Source organism: Desulfovibrio gilichinskyi (genome assembly GCF_900177375.1).
GTDB classification, from domain to species: domain Bacteria; phylum Desulfobacterota; class Desulfovibrionia; order Desulfovibrionales; family Desulfovibrionaceae; genus Maridesulfovibrio; species Maridesulfovibrio gilichinskyi.
Map to the genome: position 1 here is coordinate 1,011,124 of NZ_FWZU01000001.1, position 21,020 is coordinate 1,032,143.

The following is a 21,020-nucleotide window of genomic DNA, read 5'->3' on the forward strand; positions in this document are numbered from 1 at the left end:
ATAATTAAATTCAAGGTTGAATACTGATTTTGTCAGACTTATTCCATTTAATTGAAATCAGCCCCTTATCGGCCGTTTTGTACACCTTGATGTTTCTGGTCTGAAATTCCTGCTCAACCTTAGCTGCAACAAAATTATACCTGTTTAAAAAACCGCATGCGGCAATGGCAATTTCGGGATTTACTCTATCATACAATGCAGGAGAAAAAGCTCCGGCACTTCCATGATGCGGCAAAACTAAAACATCGGCAAAAAGATCATCATTATGGCGAAGCAATGCCTTAATCCCTTTTTTCTCAATGTCGCCGGGGATGCAGATCAGCCCTTTGCCATTCCAAACTAATCGTAAAAAAAGTGAACAATCATTTTGTTTTCCATTAAAATCAGCGTAAGGATGAAGGACCTGTAAAGTCAACCCCGGTTCCAACTGGATTACATCACCCCGTTCAATTTTCAAAGAAACCACTCTGTTTTCCGCAAACGCTTTCTGGAACCTTTCACCTATAATTCCATCCGGCAAATCGCCATTGGAATAAAAATGATCAACATCAAATTTTTCGAGCAGAAAAGCCAAACCTCCTGAATGATCGCTATCAGGATGAGTAAGAAAAATATTATTAACTTTTGGCAAATGCCCCCATGCCAGCCATGGGCCGACAATAGCGCGGCCTACGTCAAATGAATCTCCGAACGCTCCGCCGCCGTCAACAACTGTGCGGGTTCCCTTCGGACCTGTAATGACAATACACTGCGATTGTCCGGTATCAAGAACATCCACCTTTACAAACTCAGGCCCGAATCCGGACAGCTCTCCGGCCTTATACATTCCTTCTACGCGGACAGCCAAAAGTATAATGATTAAAAAAATAATTGCAAGCCTAGCCTGCCGATTTTTATTAACAGAAATGTAAAGTAATAAAATGAGATAATATATTATAAATTCTTCCCACATCGGCCGATAAAAAGCATATTCCGGTAAAAATCCAGCGGATACGGCCAGTTGCACAAGGGCAAGCATTTTAGCGAAACAGCTTGCTCCTAATAAAAAGAGCTTCTGCGAAACGGCTGTACTGACAAAAGACATAACAAGGCCGCCCACTCCGCAAACAGGCATGAGAAAAAATCCTAAAAACGGAATCCACAAAACATTAAAAATTAAATTGGGAATCAATACACCGAAATTCCAGATTGTAATCGGCATGATTGCGATATTCGCACAGAAGCTGACCGCCAATACAGCCAGCACAAAGTGAACCCCCTTGCCGACAAAAGTCTTTCCGGCAGGAATGACAGCTTGGAAATAGGGGAAAAAAACAGCTATCCCGCCGACAGCAAGCACTGAAAGCTGGAAGCCGAGATCGAAAACACTAAGCGGAGAAAAGCCGAGTATCACGACTACGGCTAAGAAGAGGCCGTCTAACAGCACCCTGCCCCTGTTCATAAGCAGCAGTATCCCCCAGAATCCGAACATGCACACTGCGCGCAAAAGAGACGGCGAAAATTGTCCCAGCCATAAATAAAAGAGTACAAAAGGAAACGCCAGAATAACAGCCAGCTTAACACGAGGAATTTTTAAATAAATTCGCGGAAAAAACAGGCCGATCAACCAAGCCAGCGCAAAACCGATTGAAGCCACAAACCCCACATGCAGACCTGAAAGAGCCAGCAGATGCGAAATTCCGGCTCTGCGGATAAGTTCAACGGTATCCTGCGATAAAAAGAATCTGTCCCCCGTAAGCAATGCCGGAAAAATTGCGCCGCCTTGCGTATCAGGAGAGTTGCGGACAATTCTACTGCGTAAATCAGCCCGCACCCGTTCCAAAAAATCCGGATTTACAGGTTGCAACTCACCGTTTTTTAGTTCCCCGCGTGTATAGAACCGATAAAAAATATTTTTAATTCTTTGATCGAAGTCATAATCCCACACGCCTTCGTTTTTGAAACCGTGAACGGGCTTAACTTTTATAAAAAAATTTACTTTCTGCCCCTTAACAGGAAAAACATCAGGGTAATCCCATGTCCAGATTAAATTGCCAGCGAGTTTTATTGTCTCGTTAATCTTTTCGGAAATATTTTTGCCGGAAGTTTCATGCGAAGTGGTGCAAAATACATTTTTGAGTAAAATCTTCAGCCGATTACCGGGAACGCCCTTGATGGCGGAAATTTCCGCATTAACATGAACTTTTTCCTTCTGTGCCATCCAGTCCGGCATACCGTCCGGCGGAGTCGGCAGCACGGACGATGCATAAAAACTGCCCAGCGCAAACAGCAGCAGCAAAAGGACAACCGCACCCTTTTGAAGTCTGAACGAAAATAAAATTACAACATAAACTAAAAAAGCGGCAACGCACGGAACCAGCCACTTGATGGATAATATTCCGAAAACAAAAGCCGGAACCAGCTTCTGCCAAAAAAGCAGGCCCGGAATTCCGGGCCTGCCTGCTGAACATGATTTAAGATCACTTTTACTCATAATCGATATTTATAAAAAACTACTCTTTCTCACGCCAGATTTTAGCACCGACACCGCAAAGTTTTTCCTCAAGGCGTTCGTATCCTCTGTCCAGATGGTAAATACGCTGAATATCCGTTCTGCCGGATGCGGCAAGAGCGGCGACAACAAGCGAGGCACTGGCGCGCAGATCGGAAGCCATTACAGGTGCTCCGGCCAGACCTTCAACACCGCGAACCATAGCAGTGCGCCCTTTGAGCTTAATATTCGCGCCCATTCTGAGCAGTTCCTGAACATGCATAAATCTATTTTCAAATATTTTTTCTTCGATAGTACCGGCCCCTTTGGAAAGGCACATCAAAGTCATCAGCTGAGCCTGCATATCTGTAGGGAAGCCGGGGAAAGGCTGAGTTGTGATATCAACACCCACCAAATCGCCCTGCCTGCGCACAAGCACGCCTTCTTTTTTTTCTTCAATCCACACGCCCATTTCGCGCAGTTTATAAACCACTGCATCAAGTTCCTGAAACGGACAATCTTCAATAAGCAGTTCCCCGTCAGTCATTGCGGCGGCGACCATGTAAGTTCCGGCCTCAATGCGGTCCGGCATGATTCTATAGTCACACCCTTTAAGCGATGAAACACCATCAACTTCAATTACGCTTGTTCCCTGCCCTGTGATTTTCGCTCCGCAGGCAATAAGGAAATTTGCGAGATCTTCAACTTCCGGTTCACGCGCGGCATTTTCGATTGTGGTGTGACCATCGGCAAGAGCCGCCGCCATGAGCACGTTCTCCGTGCCGCCCACAGTCGGAAAATCAAAATTAATATGCGCGCCCTTGAGATGAGCGCAACGCCCATGAATATAACCGGATTCCAGATCAAACTCCGCGCCCATCTTTTCAAATGCGGATAGGTGTAAATCGACCGGACGTGCCCCGATAGCGCATCCGCCGGGCAAAGCGACCTTCCCTTCACCCTTTAGAGCCAGAAGCGGCCCAAGGCACAACACAGAGGCACGCATGGTCTTAACCAGATCATACGGGGCCTCAACTTTAAGATCTTTAACGATACTTGTGACGTTGTTTCCGTCGAACGAAGTTTCGCAACCCAGAATATCTAAAAGTTTAAGAGTTGTGTGAATATCTCTAAGGCGAGGCACATTGGTCAGATTAACCTGTCCTTCGGGCAGAAGACACGCGAGCAGAATCGGCAACGCCGCATTCTTTGCACCACTTACGCGAATAGGCCCCTTTAATGCGACTCCACCTTCAATTACTAATTTATCCATTGATATTTCCTTATTTTTTATTTTTGCCGTCCGGCGAAAACTCTTATGCAATATTTTTCATTTTTTTTCAAAAACTTCTTGACGATTCTCCCGGGCTTCGATAGACACTGTTTCTCGACACGGTGGGTGTAGCTCAGTTGGTAGAGCACTTGGTTGTGGCCCAAGTGGCCGGGGGTTCAAGTCCCCTCACTCACCCCAGCGAATAATCAAGGGATCAGATTTAAATCTGATCCCTTTTTTTGTACATTATTACCTGTCTCAATAATTTCATGAAATATTCTCGCAAAAGTCTTACCAGTGCTTACGTACGTCAAAGCCCTCCATTAACTATGATTAAGTTAACGGAGGGCTTTTTTAATTTAAGTTATCTTCTTAATTAACGGCGAAGCTTGTTTCGCAGGGCAAAGGCGAATAAGGCGGCTTGGATGGTGATAAGCGAAACGGATACTCCTTTCCAGAAATACTGTATTCCCCTAATTCCATCGCTTAATTGCACTTTAAGCAAAGGCATGTACCATATTGCGTGTTTAACCCAATCCGCTCCATCTTTAAAACCTGTAAAAAAATTAATCATAAATGGCAGTGCGATCAGCGCAACGAGAAGAACTCCGGCACGAAGAGGATTCTCTCCGTATCCGCTGATCCAGTAATAAATATTGAGATAAATTTTTGAGAACCATTTTTTGCTTTTCGGAACATCATTATACTTAAGTTCAAATTTTTTATACTGATTTTGAATAAGCAAAAAAGGAACAGCTAATGCCGTAGGAATTAAAACAATTAAAGAATAATAAGGAGCAGTACTCTCCAGCAACCCGCAGCAAATTAAGAAGGCTACAAATGTGAGGAATGTTGTTATGATTGCAGGGAAAAAGAAGGCAGAATCCGCTTCTCTTTTTTTCATTTCCTTTTCTTTGTAATGCCAAGCAGATGTTTGTTCTTCATCCGCGTTCTCACGGGCGACTTTTTTAAGGCGACGATAAATTTCTTCAAGAGTTGAATTTTTAGTTTTTAATTCCTCTTGATTAACTTCATCATAAACTAGATTAATTCCATCTTCGCCTTTGTCCCATTCACATTCTATAAATTTAAAAGATTCAATATTAGTCTCGGCAAAAAACATATTTGAAAGATTAGTAGCTTCAATTAAAATCTTCTCTTTAGAAATTGTTCCGGCAAAAGAAATTTTACCACCAAAAACTACATTTCTAAAATATGTCCATTCCTTAAACAAAGCATGTTTAAACTTTGCTCCTTCTAAAAATTTTGCTTTTTCAAAATTTGAATATTCATGAAAAATAGATCGAACAAACGAAACAGGTTCTTCAAATGTGACATTATCAAAATACGCAGGACCTTTAAATTCCATATTATCAAATGACATGTTATGAAAAATTGAATCATTAAATTTAATCTGCTTGTGTAATTCTGCATCACTAAAATCTCCCCCCCCCCGGAACTGGCTAGAACTAAAATCGGCATCACCACGGAACTGGATAGAACGAAAATAGGCATAACCACGGAACTGGCTAGAACTAAAATCGGCATCACCACGGAACTGGATAGAACGAAAATAGGCATCACCACGGAACTGGATAGAACGAAAATAGGCATCACCACGGAACTGGCTAGAACGAAAATAGGCATAACCACGGAACTGGCTAGAACTAAAATAGGCATCACCACGGAACTGGCTAGAAATAAAATAGGCAGAACCACGGAACTGGCTAGAAATAAAATTTATCGAAGGTAAATATTTACCTTCTTCTCCATTAAACTCAGAAAAAGAAATATCAGCAAAAAAGATAGTTCCGGCAAAATTACAACGAGGATTCCAATCTACCCAACCCCACTTATTCCGCTCCTCATCCTCCCCAGCATCAATAACCGCCTGAATCCGAGCAAAAACCAACTCATTAAATTCTTCACCAGATATTAATTCAGGCTTTTCCCCCACGCCCTCAACATACTTTTCTACAAATTTACAATCAGCCGGAGCATGGAAAATGCAATACTCTTCCCCCTCCCCATCAACATAAACAACATCATAATCAGCACACCAATTACTATGCTCCGCCCCGATACAACACCCCATATATGACCCCCTGCCTAAATTATTATTCTTAAGATTAAAGGTTCATACACTATTAGACATAGACTAATCCAGAACGAAAACCGCGCAAAAAATCAAAAAAAATCGGAACCAAGTTTAAACCTGATTCCGATCATATTAATATGTAACAATTCATAAACAGCCTAACCTAAAACTACACCTGCTTTCTAAGCCTGCGCTTATCCCCCACCCGCATGGTGAACTTTTCTTTATCCATAAATTCAAGCAGCGGAATGGCAAATTTTCTGGATAGATTCGTAAGCTCTTTAAAATCGGGCGGTCCCAGTTCTAAATTGTTTGCGAAGTAACCCTCAAGAATTGCTTTAAGTTTTTCAATTGCGGACGTGGCAAAATATAAACTGTCATTGATCCTGACGATCAGCCCTTCGTTCTGTAAAAGTTTATATACAGGCGCGGCCTCTTTAAATGTCAGGTCCAGCGGCTCAAGAATCTCTTTAACATTGGCAGGAGTCAGCCCGCCATTTTCGTAAGCTTCAAGCAGGATATCCCGCAATTTCTGCTGGTCGGATGCCATTGAAACCTTATGTCCGGGCAGGTGTATAATATCCTGCGCTACAATAATTTCATTCTTTTTAGTCAGCCTTTCAACTATGGAATGAAAAAGCTTGGCAGAAAGCTTTTTGCCCCATGCGGAGCCGATTTCACTTTTGGTTACTCCGGCTTTCATGGGATCTTTCTTATGAAAATCTTCGAGATATTTTATGAATCCGCTCACAAGATTTTCATAATGACCGCCGAAAATAAAACTGCGTTCTTCTTTATCAAACAGGAATATTTTCTGCTGACCGCCTAATGACTGCAACATCTTTTCAAGGGGCTTAGATGCCACGTCGGTCATGATGGAAAGTTCTTGAAAATTAAGCCCTGCGTTACCCGCAAGTTCAAGCTGCGTGAGAATAAGATCTTCCGGTTCAGCCTCAATCAGTGATTCTAAGCGTTTAACATCGTCTGAGAACCGTTTAACCTTCCTTCCCATAGGATTTATAATACTTCCGCCTGCAATGGTCCTCAGCGGCGAAAATGAGCGAATAACGATTCTGTCGCCATAAACTCCGGTCATGGGCTGATCAAAACGAATCTGACAGACGGTGCGGTCACCTTTGGCAAGTTTTTCGCGGTCCAGAAAATAAACTTTCGCCATAGTTTCTTTTGAACCGTGGTGAAAATGAACTTCTTTACGATGCTTAAGTGACCTAGGCGAGGACGGAAGGCAGGTAATTTCGACATCCCAGACGGTTGACGGGAACAGCGTGTTCGGTCTGCCCAGCACTTCACCCCGTTCAATGTCATCTACTTCTACGCCGTGCAGGTTAACCGCGGTTCTGCGTCCGGCAGGAGCGGTTTCAACGCTTCCGCCATGCGATTGCAGACTGCGCACTTTCGTTTCTGTCATGGCAGGATAGATGATTATATCATCCCCCACTGAAAGCTGACCGGAAATGAGCGTGCCAGTTACTACAGTGCCGTGCCCTTTCATGGTAAAGACTCTATCTATGGGAAGCCGCGCAAGGTCGGTTCTTCTTTTAGGTTCAAAGCTGTCCATAAAATCCGCAAGCGCGGTTTTAAGTTCATCAAGCCCTTGTCCGGTATGGGATGAAACGCCGTAAATCGGCCCCTCAGCTAAAAAGCTGGGGGCCAGAAATTCGCGAACATCTTCTTTAACCAGCGCAAGCCATTCTTCATCGACCATATCAACTTTAGTGAGCACCACAAAGCCGCGCTCAATTCCAAGCAGAGTGCATATTTCCAAATGCTCACGGGTTTGAGGCATCACCCCTTCATCCGCGGCTATTACCAGCAGAACAAAATCAATACCTGCCGCTCCGGCGACCATATTTTTAACAAACTTCTCATGGCCGGGAACATCAATAATACTGAGCTGACGGTCGCCGCCAAGATCAAGGCTTGCAAACCCGAGTTCTATGGTGATTCCGCGCTTTTTCTCTTCAGCAAGTCTGTCACAGTCTGTTCCGGTAAGAGCCTTAATCAAGCTGGTCTTACCATGGTCAATATGACCGGCTGTCCCCATAACTACAGGCATTTTAGCTCCTCAAAAAAGTACTGAAAGCAAGTTTTGTTGCATAAATATCAGCTTTGCTTGTCAGTTCAAAAGGGCTGTGCATAGAGAGAACCGGAGGCCCGAAATCGATAACATCCATTCCGTAAACAGCTAAGAACTTCGCAACAGTTCCGCCGCCGCCGATATCGACCTTGCCGAGTTCAGCCATCTGCCATGGAACTTCTGCTTCGCCGAGGATGTTGCGCAACCAGCCCACATATTCGGCATGAGCATCATTTGCCCCGACCTTTCCTCTGTGTCCGGTAAATTTGCAGAAACACGGCCCGAAACCGAGATAAGCTGAGTTAAGCTTTTCATGCACATCCTGATAGTCTGGATCAATAGCGGCATGTACATCGGTTGAAAGAGCTTTACCCGCCATCATAATACGGGACATCTTCATGCCCGGTTCCCATGCTTCAATGAGATCTTCCATGCAATATTCAAAGAAAAGGGATTTAGCTCCGGTTGAACCTTCGGAACCGATTTCTTCTTTATCGTAGAACAATACGACCTGTGCATGATCCGGCTCAGGTTCGGAAAGAAATGCTTCAAGAGCTAAAAATACGCAGGAGCGGTCATCCTGTCCGTATCCGCCGATCATGGACTTATCGAGTCCCACGTAGCGGGCAGGTCCGGCAGGCACGATGTGCATTTCAGAGCTGAAAAGATCAGCTTCGACAATGCCGTATTTCTCATTCAAAATTTCAAGCATTTTGAGTTTAACGGACGGTGCGAAAGTTTCAGTGCTGTCGTCACCTTCTTCTTTGGTGAAAGAAAGGGAATGTCCCATGACGATATTTAATTTTTCAGCTTCAAAGGCATCGGTGACCTTTTTTTCAACCTGCTTGTAAGCAAGGTGAGGCAGAAGGTCTAAAATTGTAAGGACTGGATCGCTGGGATCTTCACCTATTACAATATTAACTTTTTCACCGTTAGTTTTTACGACTAATCCGTGCAGAGCCAGCGGACGGGCAAGCCACTGATATTTTCTGATTCCGCCGTAATAATGGGTTTTAGCCATGCCGATGCCGAGGTCGTCATAAATAGGATGCTGTTTCAGATCAAGGCGTGGAGTGTCTGCGTGAGCACCGACTAGTCTGAATCCATTGGAAAGAGTCTTTTTACCTTTGCGTGCAATAAAGATGGTCTTATTTTTAAATGAACGGAAGCAGCTGTCGGAACCGATGTAATCACTGAATCCGGCTTCAATCAGAACTTCTTCTACATATTTAATAGTTTCACGCTCAGTTTTGCAGCGGCTTAGAAAATCAATGTACCGCGCAGCAAGATCATTCATGCCCTGCTGATGTTCTTCATCCTGATATAATTCCCAGCAACTTTTAGTTTTATGTTCAAGCAATTTGTTCATATCTAATCCTTTTATTTATCGAGGTTAAGGGCCTGTGCAATAGATTCAGCCGCCATATGATATTCAATTTGTGTAAGAGTTCTTGGATCAAGACAAAAAGCTTCATCTTCAATGCGCCCTACAAGCGGCGGTTCTGATGAAAGCAACCGTTCTTTCAGTTCCGGCACGGACATATCGCCCTGCGGAACAACCGTTACCAGAAATGTTTTTAAATCCTGTTCAGGAAATGCGCCGCCTCCGACTCTGGAAACGCCTTCCCGAACATCAATAGCAACACTGTCACCCAGAAATCTATCTAAAACACGGGATAAAGATTGCGCTCTAAGCTTAAGCGATTCCGGCTTTTCCATGATCATGCGTAAGGTGGGGACTTCTTGCATAGCGGTTTCCTGGTCCAGATAAAGCCGTAAAGTGGCTTCCAGAGCCGCCAGAGTCATTTTATCGATTCGAACCACTCTGTTCAGCGGATTCTTTTTGATCATATCGATATATTTCTTTTTACCGACAATGATTCCGGCCTGCGGGCCGCCAAGGACTTTATCACCGGAGAAGGAAACAACATCCACGCCTTCTGAAACGACTTCCTGCACTGTCGGCTCACGCATTAAACCAAGACCTGCAAAGTTTGTAAGATTACCGCTACCGAGGTCTTCATAAACAGGCAGGTCGTACTTAATACCCAGTTCTACCAGCTCACCGCCGGAAACTTCCTTAGTAAAACCGATCACCCTGAAGTTCGAGGTATGAACCTTCATAAGCAGAGCGGTTTTTTCGTTGATTGCACTTTCGTAATCACGCAGGTGAGTTCTATTGGTAGCACCTACTTCATGCAGAATGGCTCCGCTCTTGACCATTACATCAGGAATGCGAAATGATCCGCCGATCTCAACCAGTTGACCGCGTGAAACAACAGCTTCACGGCCCGCGGCAAGAGTTTCTAAAGTGATAAGAACTGCCGAGGCATTATTATTCACAACCAGTGCGGATTCTGCGCCGGTAATATCGCAGATAAGCTTTTCAACGTGGCTGTAGCGGCTGCCCCGCTCGCCTGTTTTCAGATCAAATTCAAGATTTGAATAAGCTCCGCAAGCCTCCGTAACAGCTTTAACCGCAGAGTCCGCAAGTATTGAGCGGCCCAGATTAGTATGAACAACCACGCCGGTAGCATTCAGCACTCTACGAAAATGCGGACGTACACCCGCGCGAACATGGCAAATCAAACGCGGAAAAAGAGCATCAAGCGAGAGCTGATCCTCATCTGTAATAATTGCAAATTTGATTTCTTCGCGGCACACATTAAGAAAACCGTTAACCAGATCTCTAATAAGAGGACGCGGGGCTTTACTCATCTCCCCTTCCTGCTCCAGTCTGGTAAGAACTGAGTCAACTGACGGCAACAATTTAAAAAGATTAGACAATTATTACTCCTAAAATCTTTGATGTCCAAAGGGGCGTATATTACTGCTTTATTAAAAAACTCGGGTACTTTGTATAAAAAGCTGAGAGTAAATACAAGGAACCGCATACTAGTACCGTACCGTCACCGGACGGCAGCAAGGATAAAGCTTCATCAAGCGACTCTGCTGTTATCACAGTCGGCCCCAGCCGCTCTGTAAAATCTTCAGGCAAACAGGCTCTTTCATTTTCAGGCAGACCACAAGTTATGATCGGCCCTTTGGTCAATCCTAATAAGATGTCTTTCACGGGTGCTATATTCTTATCTTTCATGCAGGAAAACACAATCGCATCGAGCACAATTTCCGATCTTTTTAATTCATGCTCAAGAGCTTTAAATGCATGGAAATTATGCGCACCATCCAGAATATATGTTCGATCAGTCTTGGCAATTTGCAATCTTCCGGGAATAAATGCTTTTTTAACACCTTCGCGGACATGAGTTTCATTAAACTCCAGACCTTTTTTATCGCAAAAAACAGACCATGCACATGCAGCTAAATGAGCATTCTGCATTTGGTGAACGCCTGTTAAAGTAGGTGATAAATCAGAAACTCCGCCCATTTTCTCGGCAAGATAGAATTTAACCCCAAGCTGCGCGGCGCGAGAGCGCAGAACATTCATAGCTTCATCTGTCTGTATAGATGTAACAGCAAGACCGCATCGTTGCATTGCATCAGCCTTATCAGCGGCAATAAGCTCGATAGTCGCGCCAAGTATTTTTTCATGGTCCAGACCGATAGGAGTGAACACTGTCATATCAGGATCTATAGTAGTAGTCGCGTCATAACGTCCGCCAAGCCCTGCTTCCATCACCGCAAGGTCAACACCGTGTTCTTTAAATGCTACTAATGCCATACAGGTAAGCAGTTCAAAATATGTCAGCCCGAGATCAGGCCCTATTTCCATTACCCTGTTCGCAAGGTGGCACCACTCCTCTTCTGACAGCATCTGACAATCAATCGTCAGCCGCTCGCGAGGAGTCACAAAGTGCGGAGAAGTGAAACTCCCGACTTTTAGACCGTACTCCATAGCTATATTTGTTAAATAAGTTGAGGTTGAGCCTTTCCCGTTAGTTCCAACCACATGGATAACAGGAAAATCCCCTTTAGACCCCCATTTACATACAAATTCTTCCATTCTACCTAGGCTTAAATCCATATGAAAAAGGCCCAGTTTATCCAGATAATCGCTAAATTCTAAAAAATTATTAAATTTCAAGGTATCACCATTCATTTTTTACTTGACCGAATCTAAAAGCTCGCATAAAAGAATCTTCTCTTGAGCGGCAGTAGCTCAGTTGGATAGAGCAACGGCCTTCTAAGCCGTTGGCCGAGAGTTCGAATCTTTCCTGCCGCACCACCGATAATTCAAAGGGTTACGAGTTAAAACTTGTAACCCTTTTTTTGTGTCTAATTTCCAATTCATCATTTTCATTTCCTATACAAAGACACAACTCAAGCTATCTACACTACTGAATCAGTGCGAAGTAATTCGCACTTGTGGAAGTGGGAGTCAAACCATTTAACTCACAAAATCCTTTAACAACCGCAATGGACATCCGCCGCTACGTGCGCTAACTTATTGGGACCAATTTATATGACCTGCACATAGTTTAATATCAAGAGCGGCCTCTGAAATAGCCGTATAGACACTTGGGAGAGTAGTTTTGAAAGAGAGCTTGTTATGTTTACTCGCAATTATATCTTAATGAGGCTATAAAATAAAAGACTGACGCTATTATCTGAGGATAAAACTTTATATCTTTACAGTATCTTATAAAGCTTAATATATTATAATATTTACATATTTTATGACAGAGACAGCTGACAAAAGTATTATACGTCACAATCCCAACACCCATTGTTAATTATTATTATTTTAAAAAGTATTTATTAGCTCTATAAAGTTCCAAACATAATGTCCGATGAAACGAAATAAGAGACTTAGGCGATTTAAATTTTAAAACAACATTCAACGGGGAGGAATTAGATGAAAAAAATTGTTTTTTTACTAACCTGTTCAGCGTTATTGTGTGCCAGCATGGCTTTTGCAGAAAATGCCAATTTTCAGACGTCAATTACTTTAGCCCAACCATTCTCGATTGATAGTACAGCTAATGCTGACTTTGGAACCCTGTACACAACGGGTTCAGCTGAAACAATCACAATGAACGTTGTGCCCATTGTTCCGACTACAGCCGCTACCGTAGTACTTATCAGTACAGGTGCTTCAAAACCAACCTTGACAACTGGAGAAATTATCCGTGGAACATCTGCTCCAGTAGCATTAACCACACAGCTGCCAGGTATTATTTACGTTAAGGCTACACAAGCAAATGTGGATCTAGCTGTTTCTCTGGTCGGAACACCTACTCTGGACAAAGGTTTCTATACTGGAACAGCTACTCCTATCACCGTTTCCGGCATCACAACTAATGTAACAGCCTTCAATAGCTTGGCTATTACTGCAGCTGATTTTGCTACACTGATGGTAGGACCAGTCCTCAGCGTACCCGCTGCTGCTGAAACAGGTACTTATACTGGAACTGTAACTGTTGATGTTACTGCAATTTAATTCCTAAATAATAAAACAACTATATTCAACATGGAGTAATTAAATGAAAAAACTAATTCTGTTAATAACTTGTACTGCGTTATTGTGTGCCAGTATGGCCTTTGCTGAAAATACTAATTTTCAGGCATCGATTACTTTAGCCCAGCCATTCTCGATTGATAGCACAGCGAATGCGAACTTCGGCACCCTTTACACAACAGGTTCAGCTGAAACAATCACAATGAATGTTGTTCCAATCGTACCTGTTACTGACACTACATTAGTACTTGTTAGCGCTGGTGGTGGTTCTGCACCAACATTAACAACTGGAGAAATTATCCGTGGAACATCTGCTCCAGTAGCAATAACAACCGAAACACCTGGTATTATCTATGTTGTTGCAACACAAGCAAATGTGAATCTAGCGGTTTCTCTGGTCGGCACACCTACTCTGGACAAAGGTTTCTATACTGGAACAGCTACTCCTATCACCGTTTCCGGCATCACAACTAATGTTACAGCCTTCAACAGTCTGGCCATTCCTGCAACTCAATTTGCAACACTTATGGTAGGACCAGTTCTTAGCGTACCAGCAGCTGCTGAAACCGGTACTTATACTGGAACTGTAACTGTTGATGTTACTGCAATTTAATTCCAAAACAATTAATAAAACAGCTATATTCATTTTAGCCATACTGGTGTGGGTGAATATAGCTGTTTACGTGTTGCTTTGTCCTAGTACTTCACACGCGGACCCTCGTATATATGTTGCGCAGAACTTAGAATTTGGTCGGGTAATTCCTCGTGCTAAAACGTTAACAATAATTATTGATGCATTAGGTTCAAAACTACCTGCCTGTGCACCTTCGAACTCTTGTGATGTTACAGGAGGCTATGCGGGCTGTCTTTATTTTTATGATTTTGGGAATGTGCATATCAGCTTGGACTTTCCGACTTCAGTTGATTTGTATACCGAAGGCGGTTCAAAGGGTGCCACGTTACAACGCATGCACATGTTCAGTGACGTAGAAGCCTTTATTGAAGGAACCAGGCAAAAAGCATACTTAGGTGGAGAATTGATTACTGACTACAAGGCTTATGGAAAGACTTTGTCAGGAACAGTCAATGTCGAAATTTCAACCTACTAGATCATATTGGAGAACATACACCTTGCCAGCTCTACTCAAAAAAACTTTTATATCATTTTTTTTATTTTTTTCCTTTGCTTCATCAGCATATGCCGTCAGTGGAATAATGATTGACCCTATGCGCGTCGAGCTTGATGGTAATAACCGCTATGCAGTAGTGACTGTCTTTAACCAATCCAGAAAAGAACCTGTCACATATAGCATATCTACTCTGCCTATGCGCATGAGAGAAGACGGTACACTTTATATTCCTAAAAAAATGACCAAAAGAGAAATGTTGGCTCAGTCCATGGTCAAATTCTCACCACGTACCGCTACGATAGAGCCGGACGGCAAACAAGTTGTACGAGTAGTAATCCGCAAACCGCCTAATCTTCCTGAAGGCGAATATTTTACATATATGAGAGTTGGTCCCATTTATGATACTGCTAAAAAAGACAAAAAAGATTCACCACCTGATTTAAACACAGATGCAAGCGGTATCATTATTGATATGAAAGTAGGCATGCGCATACCTATTATGATTTATCAGGGTGAACCAAAAGTTACGACGACTATCGACGGCCTAAAAATGGTCAAAGGGCAGACTGAAGACTCAATAGAGTTAAAATTGAAATGCAAAGGAAATCGCTCAAGTTATGTCGGAGTGTCCATATATACCATGGTAAATGGTGAAAAAAAGATTATTGCCAGCAAGCCGAGAATTGTAACCTATCTTCCGCAAGAGACCAGATTTGTTGTTTTACCTAAACTGGACAAATCTTTTAAAAATGGGAAAGTTACGGTAGAATTAACAGACTTCAATGATCGCGATAAGAAAATTATTGATTCTAAAAGCTATACGATAAAATAATTAAAAGAATCACCATAAGTTGATTTTTATATTATGCCCCGTGCACGAAATGCACGGGGCTTTTTTACGGCATATTTTTTGCTAGAGAGTCATGCAGGCGGAACTATTTAATAATTTTAAACAAAATTTATATGCGTTATACAAATGTCACAAGATTGCTTATTAAGAGCGGAATAGGATTGCTAGTAGCAGCTGGTATAGCGCTATTAGTGATGCAAGCTCTTAACCGTGACAACCCAAGTCAAAATTCTGACAAAAAGATTGAAGAGGCGAAACGTCCAGACTCTTCATCTATTCGCACCCCGGTAATGCCGCCTGCTGCAGACAAAACGGTTCAGCCTTCAATCTCTCCCGCAACGGAATCCGGTCCAGCGGCCGACACTGATTCTGGCGTAGGCATTAATCCAGACTCAAATTATGAGCTTGCAAAAGCAGCATTGAATAACGGAAAAAAAGATACTGAACAGATACCACAAAAAAAATCGCAAAAACCACGTACAACTGTAAGTAGGAAAAAAAGTCCAGTCATTCCTGCGCCGACTGTAAGGCGTACGCGACCAAAAAAGAAAAATGCAGTACGTCCAACTCCTGCGATCAAGGCAGAGAAAGAAGCACCAAGCGTTGTCCCTGCTGTTGTCCCAGCTCCGGTTGTTACACAAGAAACTACTGTTGATAGAGAACCGACGAAGGTATCTGAACTGGATACTCCGGTTTATACAAACAAAAATTTCGCCAATGAAAATCAACCGGTAGCCGAAGGAGATATTATTTTTGATGTCTTTTTACGGCATCAATTGGTCTATCGAGGATTATTTTGCCAAGGACGAGGAGGAAATCTTTTTGTACCTATTGGTGAACTTTTTAATATTTTGGGATTTGCCATTGAGGTTACGCCACAAGGAGCTGAAGGCTGGTTTATAAAAGAGAGAAGAAAATTTTCATTTTCTTTAAGTACAGGTGAAACCCTTTCGAACGGAAAACCTTATATCCTTCCGATGGACAAATTTTTCTATTTTGAAGGTGATATTTACATGGAAATAGAACAATTCAACAGCCTTTTCCCGGTGGAGATGAAACCTGATTTTCAAAATTTGATATTATGGATTACGCCTCAAGAAAGACTCCCCAAAGAGCTTATGAAAATGCGTCAGGATGAGAGAAGAATTTATCAGGCAAAAAACGGATTACGCTATCCCCTACGCGATCTGGACTATGCTTCAATTGCTCCTCCACGTCTTGATGCAAAAATGAGCATAAGTTACCAAGATAAAAACAAAGCACAATCAACAAGCACTTCTGCTGCCGGCCTCTATCGTGGGGATCTGTTTTATATGTCCAGCTCGCTTTACGGCGCAGTTTCCTATGACCAGACTAAAGACAAATCAAAGCTTGATTTGCATGATTTTTCATTAACGGCAGAGCGACTTTTTCTAGACAACCCATATATAGAGAAAATAACCATAGGTGATATTATTCCTGCGTCTACACCACTTGGGTCCTCAGGAAACCTTCAACGCGGTGTAAGAGTTTCAAACATAAATCCAATGAGTTCGTCTACAAGTGACACTAGAACATTTGCAGGCAAGGGAATTCCTGGGTGGGATGTGGAGCTGTACCGAAACAATCAACTGATTGGTTTCCAGACAATTGACGTTTCCGGCAATTACTTATTTGAAGATGTCACTCTTAATTACGGTGTTAACAGATTTAAACTTATTTTATACGGAACAGAGGGACAGCAAGAAACCAGAGAAGAAGTTGTAACAATCGGTTCACCGCTTACATTAGGTGAAGTTCAATATGACACTTCTTTTTCACAACAGGGAGTGGGCGTTTTTAACGAAGATATAAGCAAAGTTGACGATACAAATACTCCCTTGAAAGGCACAACACTTGTAAAATCTGGTGTAAATGTCGGAATAGGAAATGGTCTCGGTGCACGCGCAGGGCTGACAATGGATACTTTTAGCGGCAAGCAGCGAACCGTAGGATCTGTAGGTTTAAGCGGCGGATACGATGTTTTTCTTGGACAACTTGACATTGGGTACTCCACATTAGACTCAACAATACTGCAAGGTACAGTTCGTGGACAACTTGAAGGCGGACAAAGTATAAATATGGGAGCATCGTATCAATTTTCTGACCAATATATAGAAAGTAGTACTAAAAACAATCTGCAATTTGGACTTTCTGACACCGCAGATTTTACCAAATTTTTAAAGATGTCTTACAGTGCTAATATTGCTCGCACAACACAACATACTAATTTTAATAAAGATTCTATATATTATGATCTTAGCGGATCTTTAAACTTTTTTTCAGATATCGGACATTTTAGTTCTAACCTTGGCGGCAGACTATACGAAAACAAAGTTTCTTCTGAAGAGCCAAACCTGTACGGTTCTTTTGCATTTTACAGGGGCTTTAAAGATGGCAGTATTCGCGCCAATGCAGAGTTCGGAGTGGACGATTCAGATGAGTCATATTTAAAAACACTAAGTTCTACTGGTAATTTACGTATATCTCCAAAAATAAACACATCTGTTACGGTAAGCAAATATCTTACAGGAGAAGAACTACTTTCCGTCGGAAATACTTGGAGTTACTCACTTGGTAAAATTTCTCCATACATACAGGGAACATGGTATAACGACGACTCATATTTTCTATATGCCGGATTTTCACTGAGTGTTGATTTTGATCCTTCGACATATTTACCGCAACTGTCTGGCGGAGGGTCCAGCTCAGGAGGAGCTGCATGTCTGGTATATAACGATAAAAATTATAATAATATTTTTGATAACGGAGATGAACCTCTTGAAGATGTCACCCTCAAAGCATACCAGTCAAACAAGCATACTATCACAGATGAAAACGGCAGAGCTTTCTTATACCAGTTACCTCCTTTGCATAGCACTGACATCTCTGTGGATGAAGACATGCTTAAAGACATCCGCCTTGCCCCAAAAGGAGGAGTTGCCATAACTCCTCGCGAAGGGAAAGTGTACGATCTTGAGTTTCCATTGCATGTATGCGGTGAAATAGACGGATATGCTTACCGTATTGTTGATGATAAAACCAAAGGAAGAAGCCAGGTTCCGATTCAACTTCTCGACAAAGATAATAAAGTAATTGATCATGCATGGACTGAACAAGACGGTTTTTTTGCCATAGCTAAAATACTTCCGGGACGCTATAAATTACGCATTGATCCTGAATATTTAGAAAAAAAATCGTATTCCGGAACAGTCCTTTCAGGAACAACTGTCGATGATATTGAAATAAATAGAGACGGAAACATAGTTTCAGATGCTTTTCTTCTTTTTGGAGAAAATAAAGTTATCACATTGTTAAAAGATAAATTCACTGCAAAACTTAAAATGGGAGATGATGCCCAAAAATTCTTTAACTATGCAGATCTTGATACACCTCAAGAAACCAGTGTAATGTCGACAGAATCCAGAATTTCCAATTTGCTGACTCAGATAAATGAAGGAAACGCTGAAGACCTTGATGCTGAAACAACAGCCGGCAACACAAATTCGAATGCAGTTGCCACCAACGAGGCTCCATCACCACAAGAAACTGTCAACAATAGAGAGCCTATTACCAATTATGCACTGATTGTAGACGTCTTCGCCTCTGCCAAAAGTGCACAGCATGCAATCTCGCATTATGAAAAGATCTATTCCGACAAGCTAAAAGGATATTCCTTGTCTTATCAGAAGGAAGGTGCCGGATTCAGTGTTATTCTTGCGGGAGTGAATAACAAAAGCGAAATTCTTGCTATGGCCAATCTATTCATGTGCACCCCGCAACTGGTCAAAATAAGTGACAGCAACTAATTAGAATATTAACCAATTAACTATTATAAACGACCGCCACAAGACGGTCCATTTATTTCAATTTACAGGCAGCTACCAACTCTTTAAATATATTTCTCTGAGATTTGAATTGCACTAAAAATTCAGGATGCCACTGAACTCCTAACGCAAAGTTACCACCTTCTATTTCAATCGCTTCCACAATACCGTGTTCATCTTCGGCAACTATTTTAAGTCCAGAACCTATACGATTCACAGCCTGATGATGCATCGAATTAACACGTATTTTATTTTGGCCGAGAATCGCTCCAAGCTTACTATTCTCCTGCACACTGATCTCTTTGTAAGGAAACACTGTATAAGGATTGCTTACATCCTCATACGCATCAGCAATATCCAGATGAAGCGTCCCTCCCTGTACTACATTAAGCAGCTGCATGCCACGGCAGACACCAAGTAACGGGACCCGCTTTTCCAGTGCAGAGCTTATCAGCGCAGATTCAAGACCATCCCTTTTTACAGCTTCCTCCGGTGCATGCTTAAGCCCGAACATACGGCGCAACGCATATATACAACCCCATGTTGCAAACCTTATCAGTTTCCGAAACCAAAACTGCCCTTCAACGGCCTGTTTTGCCTCTTTCACAATTTCTTTTGAATGTGATTGTGCGCCGTACAGTTTGGGAGCAATGTCAGCACCACCGGAGATGATCAACCCGTCCATATCGTCAATCGCAGCAGGTTTATCCGGCGTTATTCTAAACGGAATGCCCCCTGCCAGAAAGACATTCAGTCCAAAAAACAGCCACGGTATCGCCCCGCCTTTGCCGGGAGTACACACTCCTATTCTAACTTTTTTCATTTTTAAAAAATTCTATAAAAGAATTTAGCAAACTTTTAAATGTATTGCTTTTTTGAAGATACGCTTTGCTCATTTCGACAATGGCCTTTTTATCATTAGCAAGTTTTTCAACTTTAACCCATCGATTCCATTCCAGAGCCAATGACCACACTTCCTCATCAATGCGACAATCTGGTAGTCGGTAATGAAATGTCGGACGTGGCTTTATAAGTTTATAGTCTTCGACCATACTGAAAGTGCGTTCTTTATCAATGTGTGCGAACAGACATGTCATATCCAACGGACGGTTACGGGTCGGATTTTCTGCCAGATAATCATCAATTAACTGCGACATCGAAGGATCGTAGTCAGGTTGCAGTATTTTAATTATATATGTTTGAGGAAAATCATTTATGAATGGCATAACACGTCTTGTCATATCTACATTGATTTCACTTTTAAGCCAATCCTGAAGTAGAAAGAATGCACGCATGTATGAAAGGATGGTCTTTGCCTTGAGCGAAGGTAACTCCGGATTGAATTGCATTCCGAAACCGTACAGAAACGAGGCTCTCGTTCCCTTGCAATGCATCTTAAACAAAGCCTCCTTGAGCTTGCTGAGTTCACTGATTCTATCTATCGGAATCGGAGGCGTAACCAACTCGAACGGAACAGCTATTTTTGAAATGTCATAAACGGTGTCATCAACTTTTTCCGTAGTCTTCTCATCAAGTTTTAAACCAAGTCCCTCAATAAACTGTTTATAACTCCGTTCTTTTAGTTGAATGGAATCAACTTCAAGAATAAAATCACCGAATTCAGTACCCTCAACCCTATGCTGAAAAGGCGATTCGCTTTTCAACACTCCTCCATATAAGGAAGAAACCGTGTGCCCCACGCGAGTGAGGTCTACACCGGTAAATTCCAATTCAAAACCTACATGACGCAGAGTTCCGTCATCTTTTTCAACTATTGGCGGCTTTTCCCATTTCATTCTCAACTCACTATTTTAACGAATAATTTCAAAATCAAAAT

Annotated in this window: 14 protein-coding genes and 2 tRNA genes; 7 read left to right on the top strand and 9 right to left on the bottom strand. The window is 42.3% G+C overall.

The features are described from left to right. Window positions 1–10: 10 nt before the first annotated feature. Window positions 11–2,473, bottom strand: a complete 2,463-nt coding sequence (locus B9N78_RS04815; RefSeq protein ID WP_085099105.1) for a DNA internalization-related competence protein ComEC/Rec2 — start codon at window positions 2,471–2,473, stop codon at window positions 11–13. A 19-nt stretch (window positions 2,474–2,492) separates the two neighbouring features. Continuing rightward, entirely contained in the window at window positions 2,493–3,743 is a 1,251-nt protein-coding gene (murA, locus tag B9N78_RS04820) for a UDP-N-acetylglucosamine 1-carboxyvinyltransferase (protein WP_085099108.1), read from the bottom strand. Between the two features lie 122 nt (window positions 3,744–3,865). Here murA and B9N78_RS04825 point away from each other — a divergent pair. After that, window positions 3,866–3,941, top strand: a tRNA-His gene (locus B9N78_RS04825). 178 nt (window positions 3,942–4,119) lie between these two features. Here the strand turns inward: B9N78_RS04825 and B9N78_RS04830 are convergent. The 5 genes from B9N78_RS04830 to B9N78_RS04850 all read right to left on the bottom strand — a co-directional run bounded on the left by B9N78_RS04830 (window position 4,120) and on the right by B9N78_RS04850 (window position 11,984). Next, a complete protein-coding gene (locus tag B9N78_RS04830) occupies window positions 4,120–5,838 on the bottom strand; it encodes a pentapeptide repeat-containing protein (RefSeq protein ID WP_085099111.1) in 1,719 nt (572 codons plus the stop codon). Between the two features lie 172 nt (window positions 5,839–6,010). Further along, the gene (selB, locus tag B9N78_RS04835; protein ID WP_085099114.1) at window positions 6,011–7,918 is read right to left on the bottom strand and encodes a selenocysteine-specific translation elongation factor; all 1,908 of its coding nucleotides are present in this window, start codon (window positions 7,916–7,918) and stop codon (window positions 6,011–6,013) included. Window position 7,919: 1 nt separating this feature from the next. After that, entirely contained in the window at window positions 7,920–9,308 is a 1,389-nt protein-coding gene (locus tag B9N78_RS04840) for an aminopeptidase (RefSeq protein ID WP_085099117.1), read from the bottom strand. 11 nt (window positions 9,309–9,319) lie between these two features. After that, window positions 9,320–10,726, bottom strand: coding sequence for an L-seryl-tRNA(Sec) selenium transferase (selA, locus tag B9N78_RS04845; RefSeq protein ID WP_085099120.1), 1,407 nt, complete (start codon window positions 10,724–10,726; stop codon window positions 9,320–9,322). 40 nt (window positions 10,727–10,766) lie between these two features. Next, the gene (locus tag B9N78_RS04850) at window positions 10,767–11,984 is read right to left on the bottom strand and encodes a bifunctional folylpolyglutamate synthase/dihydrofolate synthase (RefSeq protein WP_245805459.1); all 1,218 of its coding nucleotides are present in this window, start codon (window positions 11,982–11,984) and stop codon (window positions 10,767–10,769) included. Between the two features lie 64 nt (window positions 11,985–12,048). On the opposite strand from B9N78_RS04850, the gene B9N78_RS04855 reads away from it, so the two are divergent. The 6 genes from B9N78_RS04855 to B9N78_RS04880 all read left to right on the top strand — a co-directional run bounded on the left by B9N78_RS04855 (window position 12,049) and on the right by B9N78_RS04880 (window position 19,165). Beyond that, window positions 12,049–12,125, top strand: a tRNA-Arg gene (locus tag B9N78_RS04855). A gap of 630 nt (window positions 12,126–12,755) precedes the next feature. After that, window positions 12,756–13,340 (top strand): hypothetical protein, encoded by a 585-nt coding sequence (locus B9N78_RS04860; protein ID WP_085099122.1) that lies wholly within the window; start codon window positions 12,756–12,758, stop codon window positions 13,338–13,340. Between the two features lie 43 nt (window positions 13,341–13,383). Continuing rightward, on the top strand, window positions 13,384–13,971 hold the full coding sequence (locus B9N78_RS04865; protein ID WP_085099125.1) for a hypothetical protein: 588 nt from the start codon (window positions 13,384–13,386) through the stop codon (window positions 13,969–13,971). Then, a complete protein-coding gene (locus B9N78_RS04870) occupies window positions 13,955–14,467 on the top strand; it encodes a DUF4402 domain-containing protein (protein ID WP_085099128.1) in 513 nt (170 codons plus the stop codon). The genes B9N78_RS04865 and B9N78_RS04870 overlap by 17 nt, the downstream gene beginning before the upstream one ends. Continuing rightward, window positions 14,445–15,320 (top strand): fimbrial biogenesis chaperone, encoded by an 876-nt coding sequence (locus B9N78_RS04875; protein ID WP_137982485.1) that lies wholly within the window; start codon window positions 14,445–14,447, stop codon window positions 15,318–15,320. Before B9N78_RS04870 ends, B9N78_RS04875 begins: the two co-directional genes overlap by 23 nt. 179 nt (window positions 15,321–15,499) lie before the next feature. Continuing rightward, window positions 15,500–19,165: a hypothetical protein gene (locus B9N78_RS04880; protein ID WP_137982486.1), complete on the top strand. Its 3,666-nt coding sequence runs from the start codon at window positions 15,500–15,502 to the stop codon at window positions 19,163–19,165. A gap of 52 nt (window positions 19,166–19,217) precedes the next feature. Here the strand turns inward: B9N78_RS04880 and B9N78_RS04885 are convergent, their stop codons facing one another. Both B9N78_RS04885 and B9N78_RS04890 read right to left on the bottom strand, forming a co-directional pair. Next, window positions 19,218–20,006 carry a gamma-glutamyl-gamma-aminobutyrate hydrolase family protein gene (locus tag B9N78_RS04885; protein WP_085099137.1) on the bottom strand — a complete coding sequence of 263 codons (789 nt, stop codon included), beginning with the start codon at window positions 20,004–20,006 and terminating at the stop codon, window positions 19,218–19,220. Continuing rightward, a complete protein-coding gene (locus B9N78_RS04890; protein ID WP_085099140.1) occupies window positions 19,993–20,979 on the bottom strand; it encodes an amidoligase family protein in 987 nt (328 codons plus the stop codon). The genes B9N78_RS04885 and B9N78_RS04890 overlap by 14 nt, the downstream gene beginning before the upstream one ends. Between the last annotated feature and the right edge of the window lie 41 nt (window positions 20,980–21,020).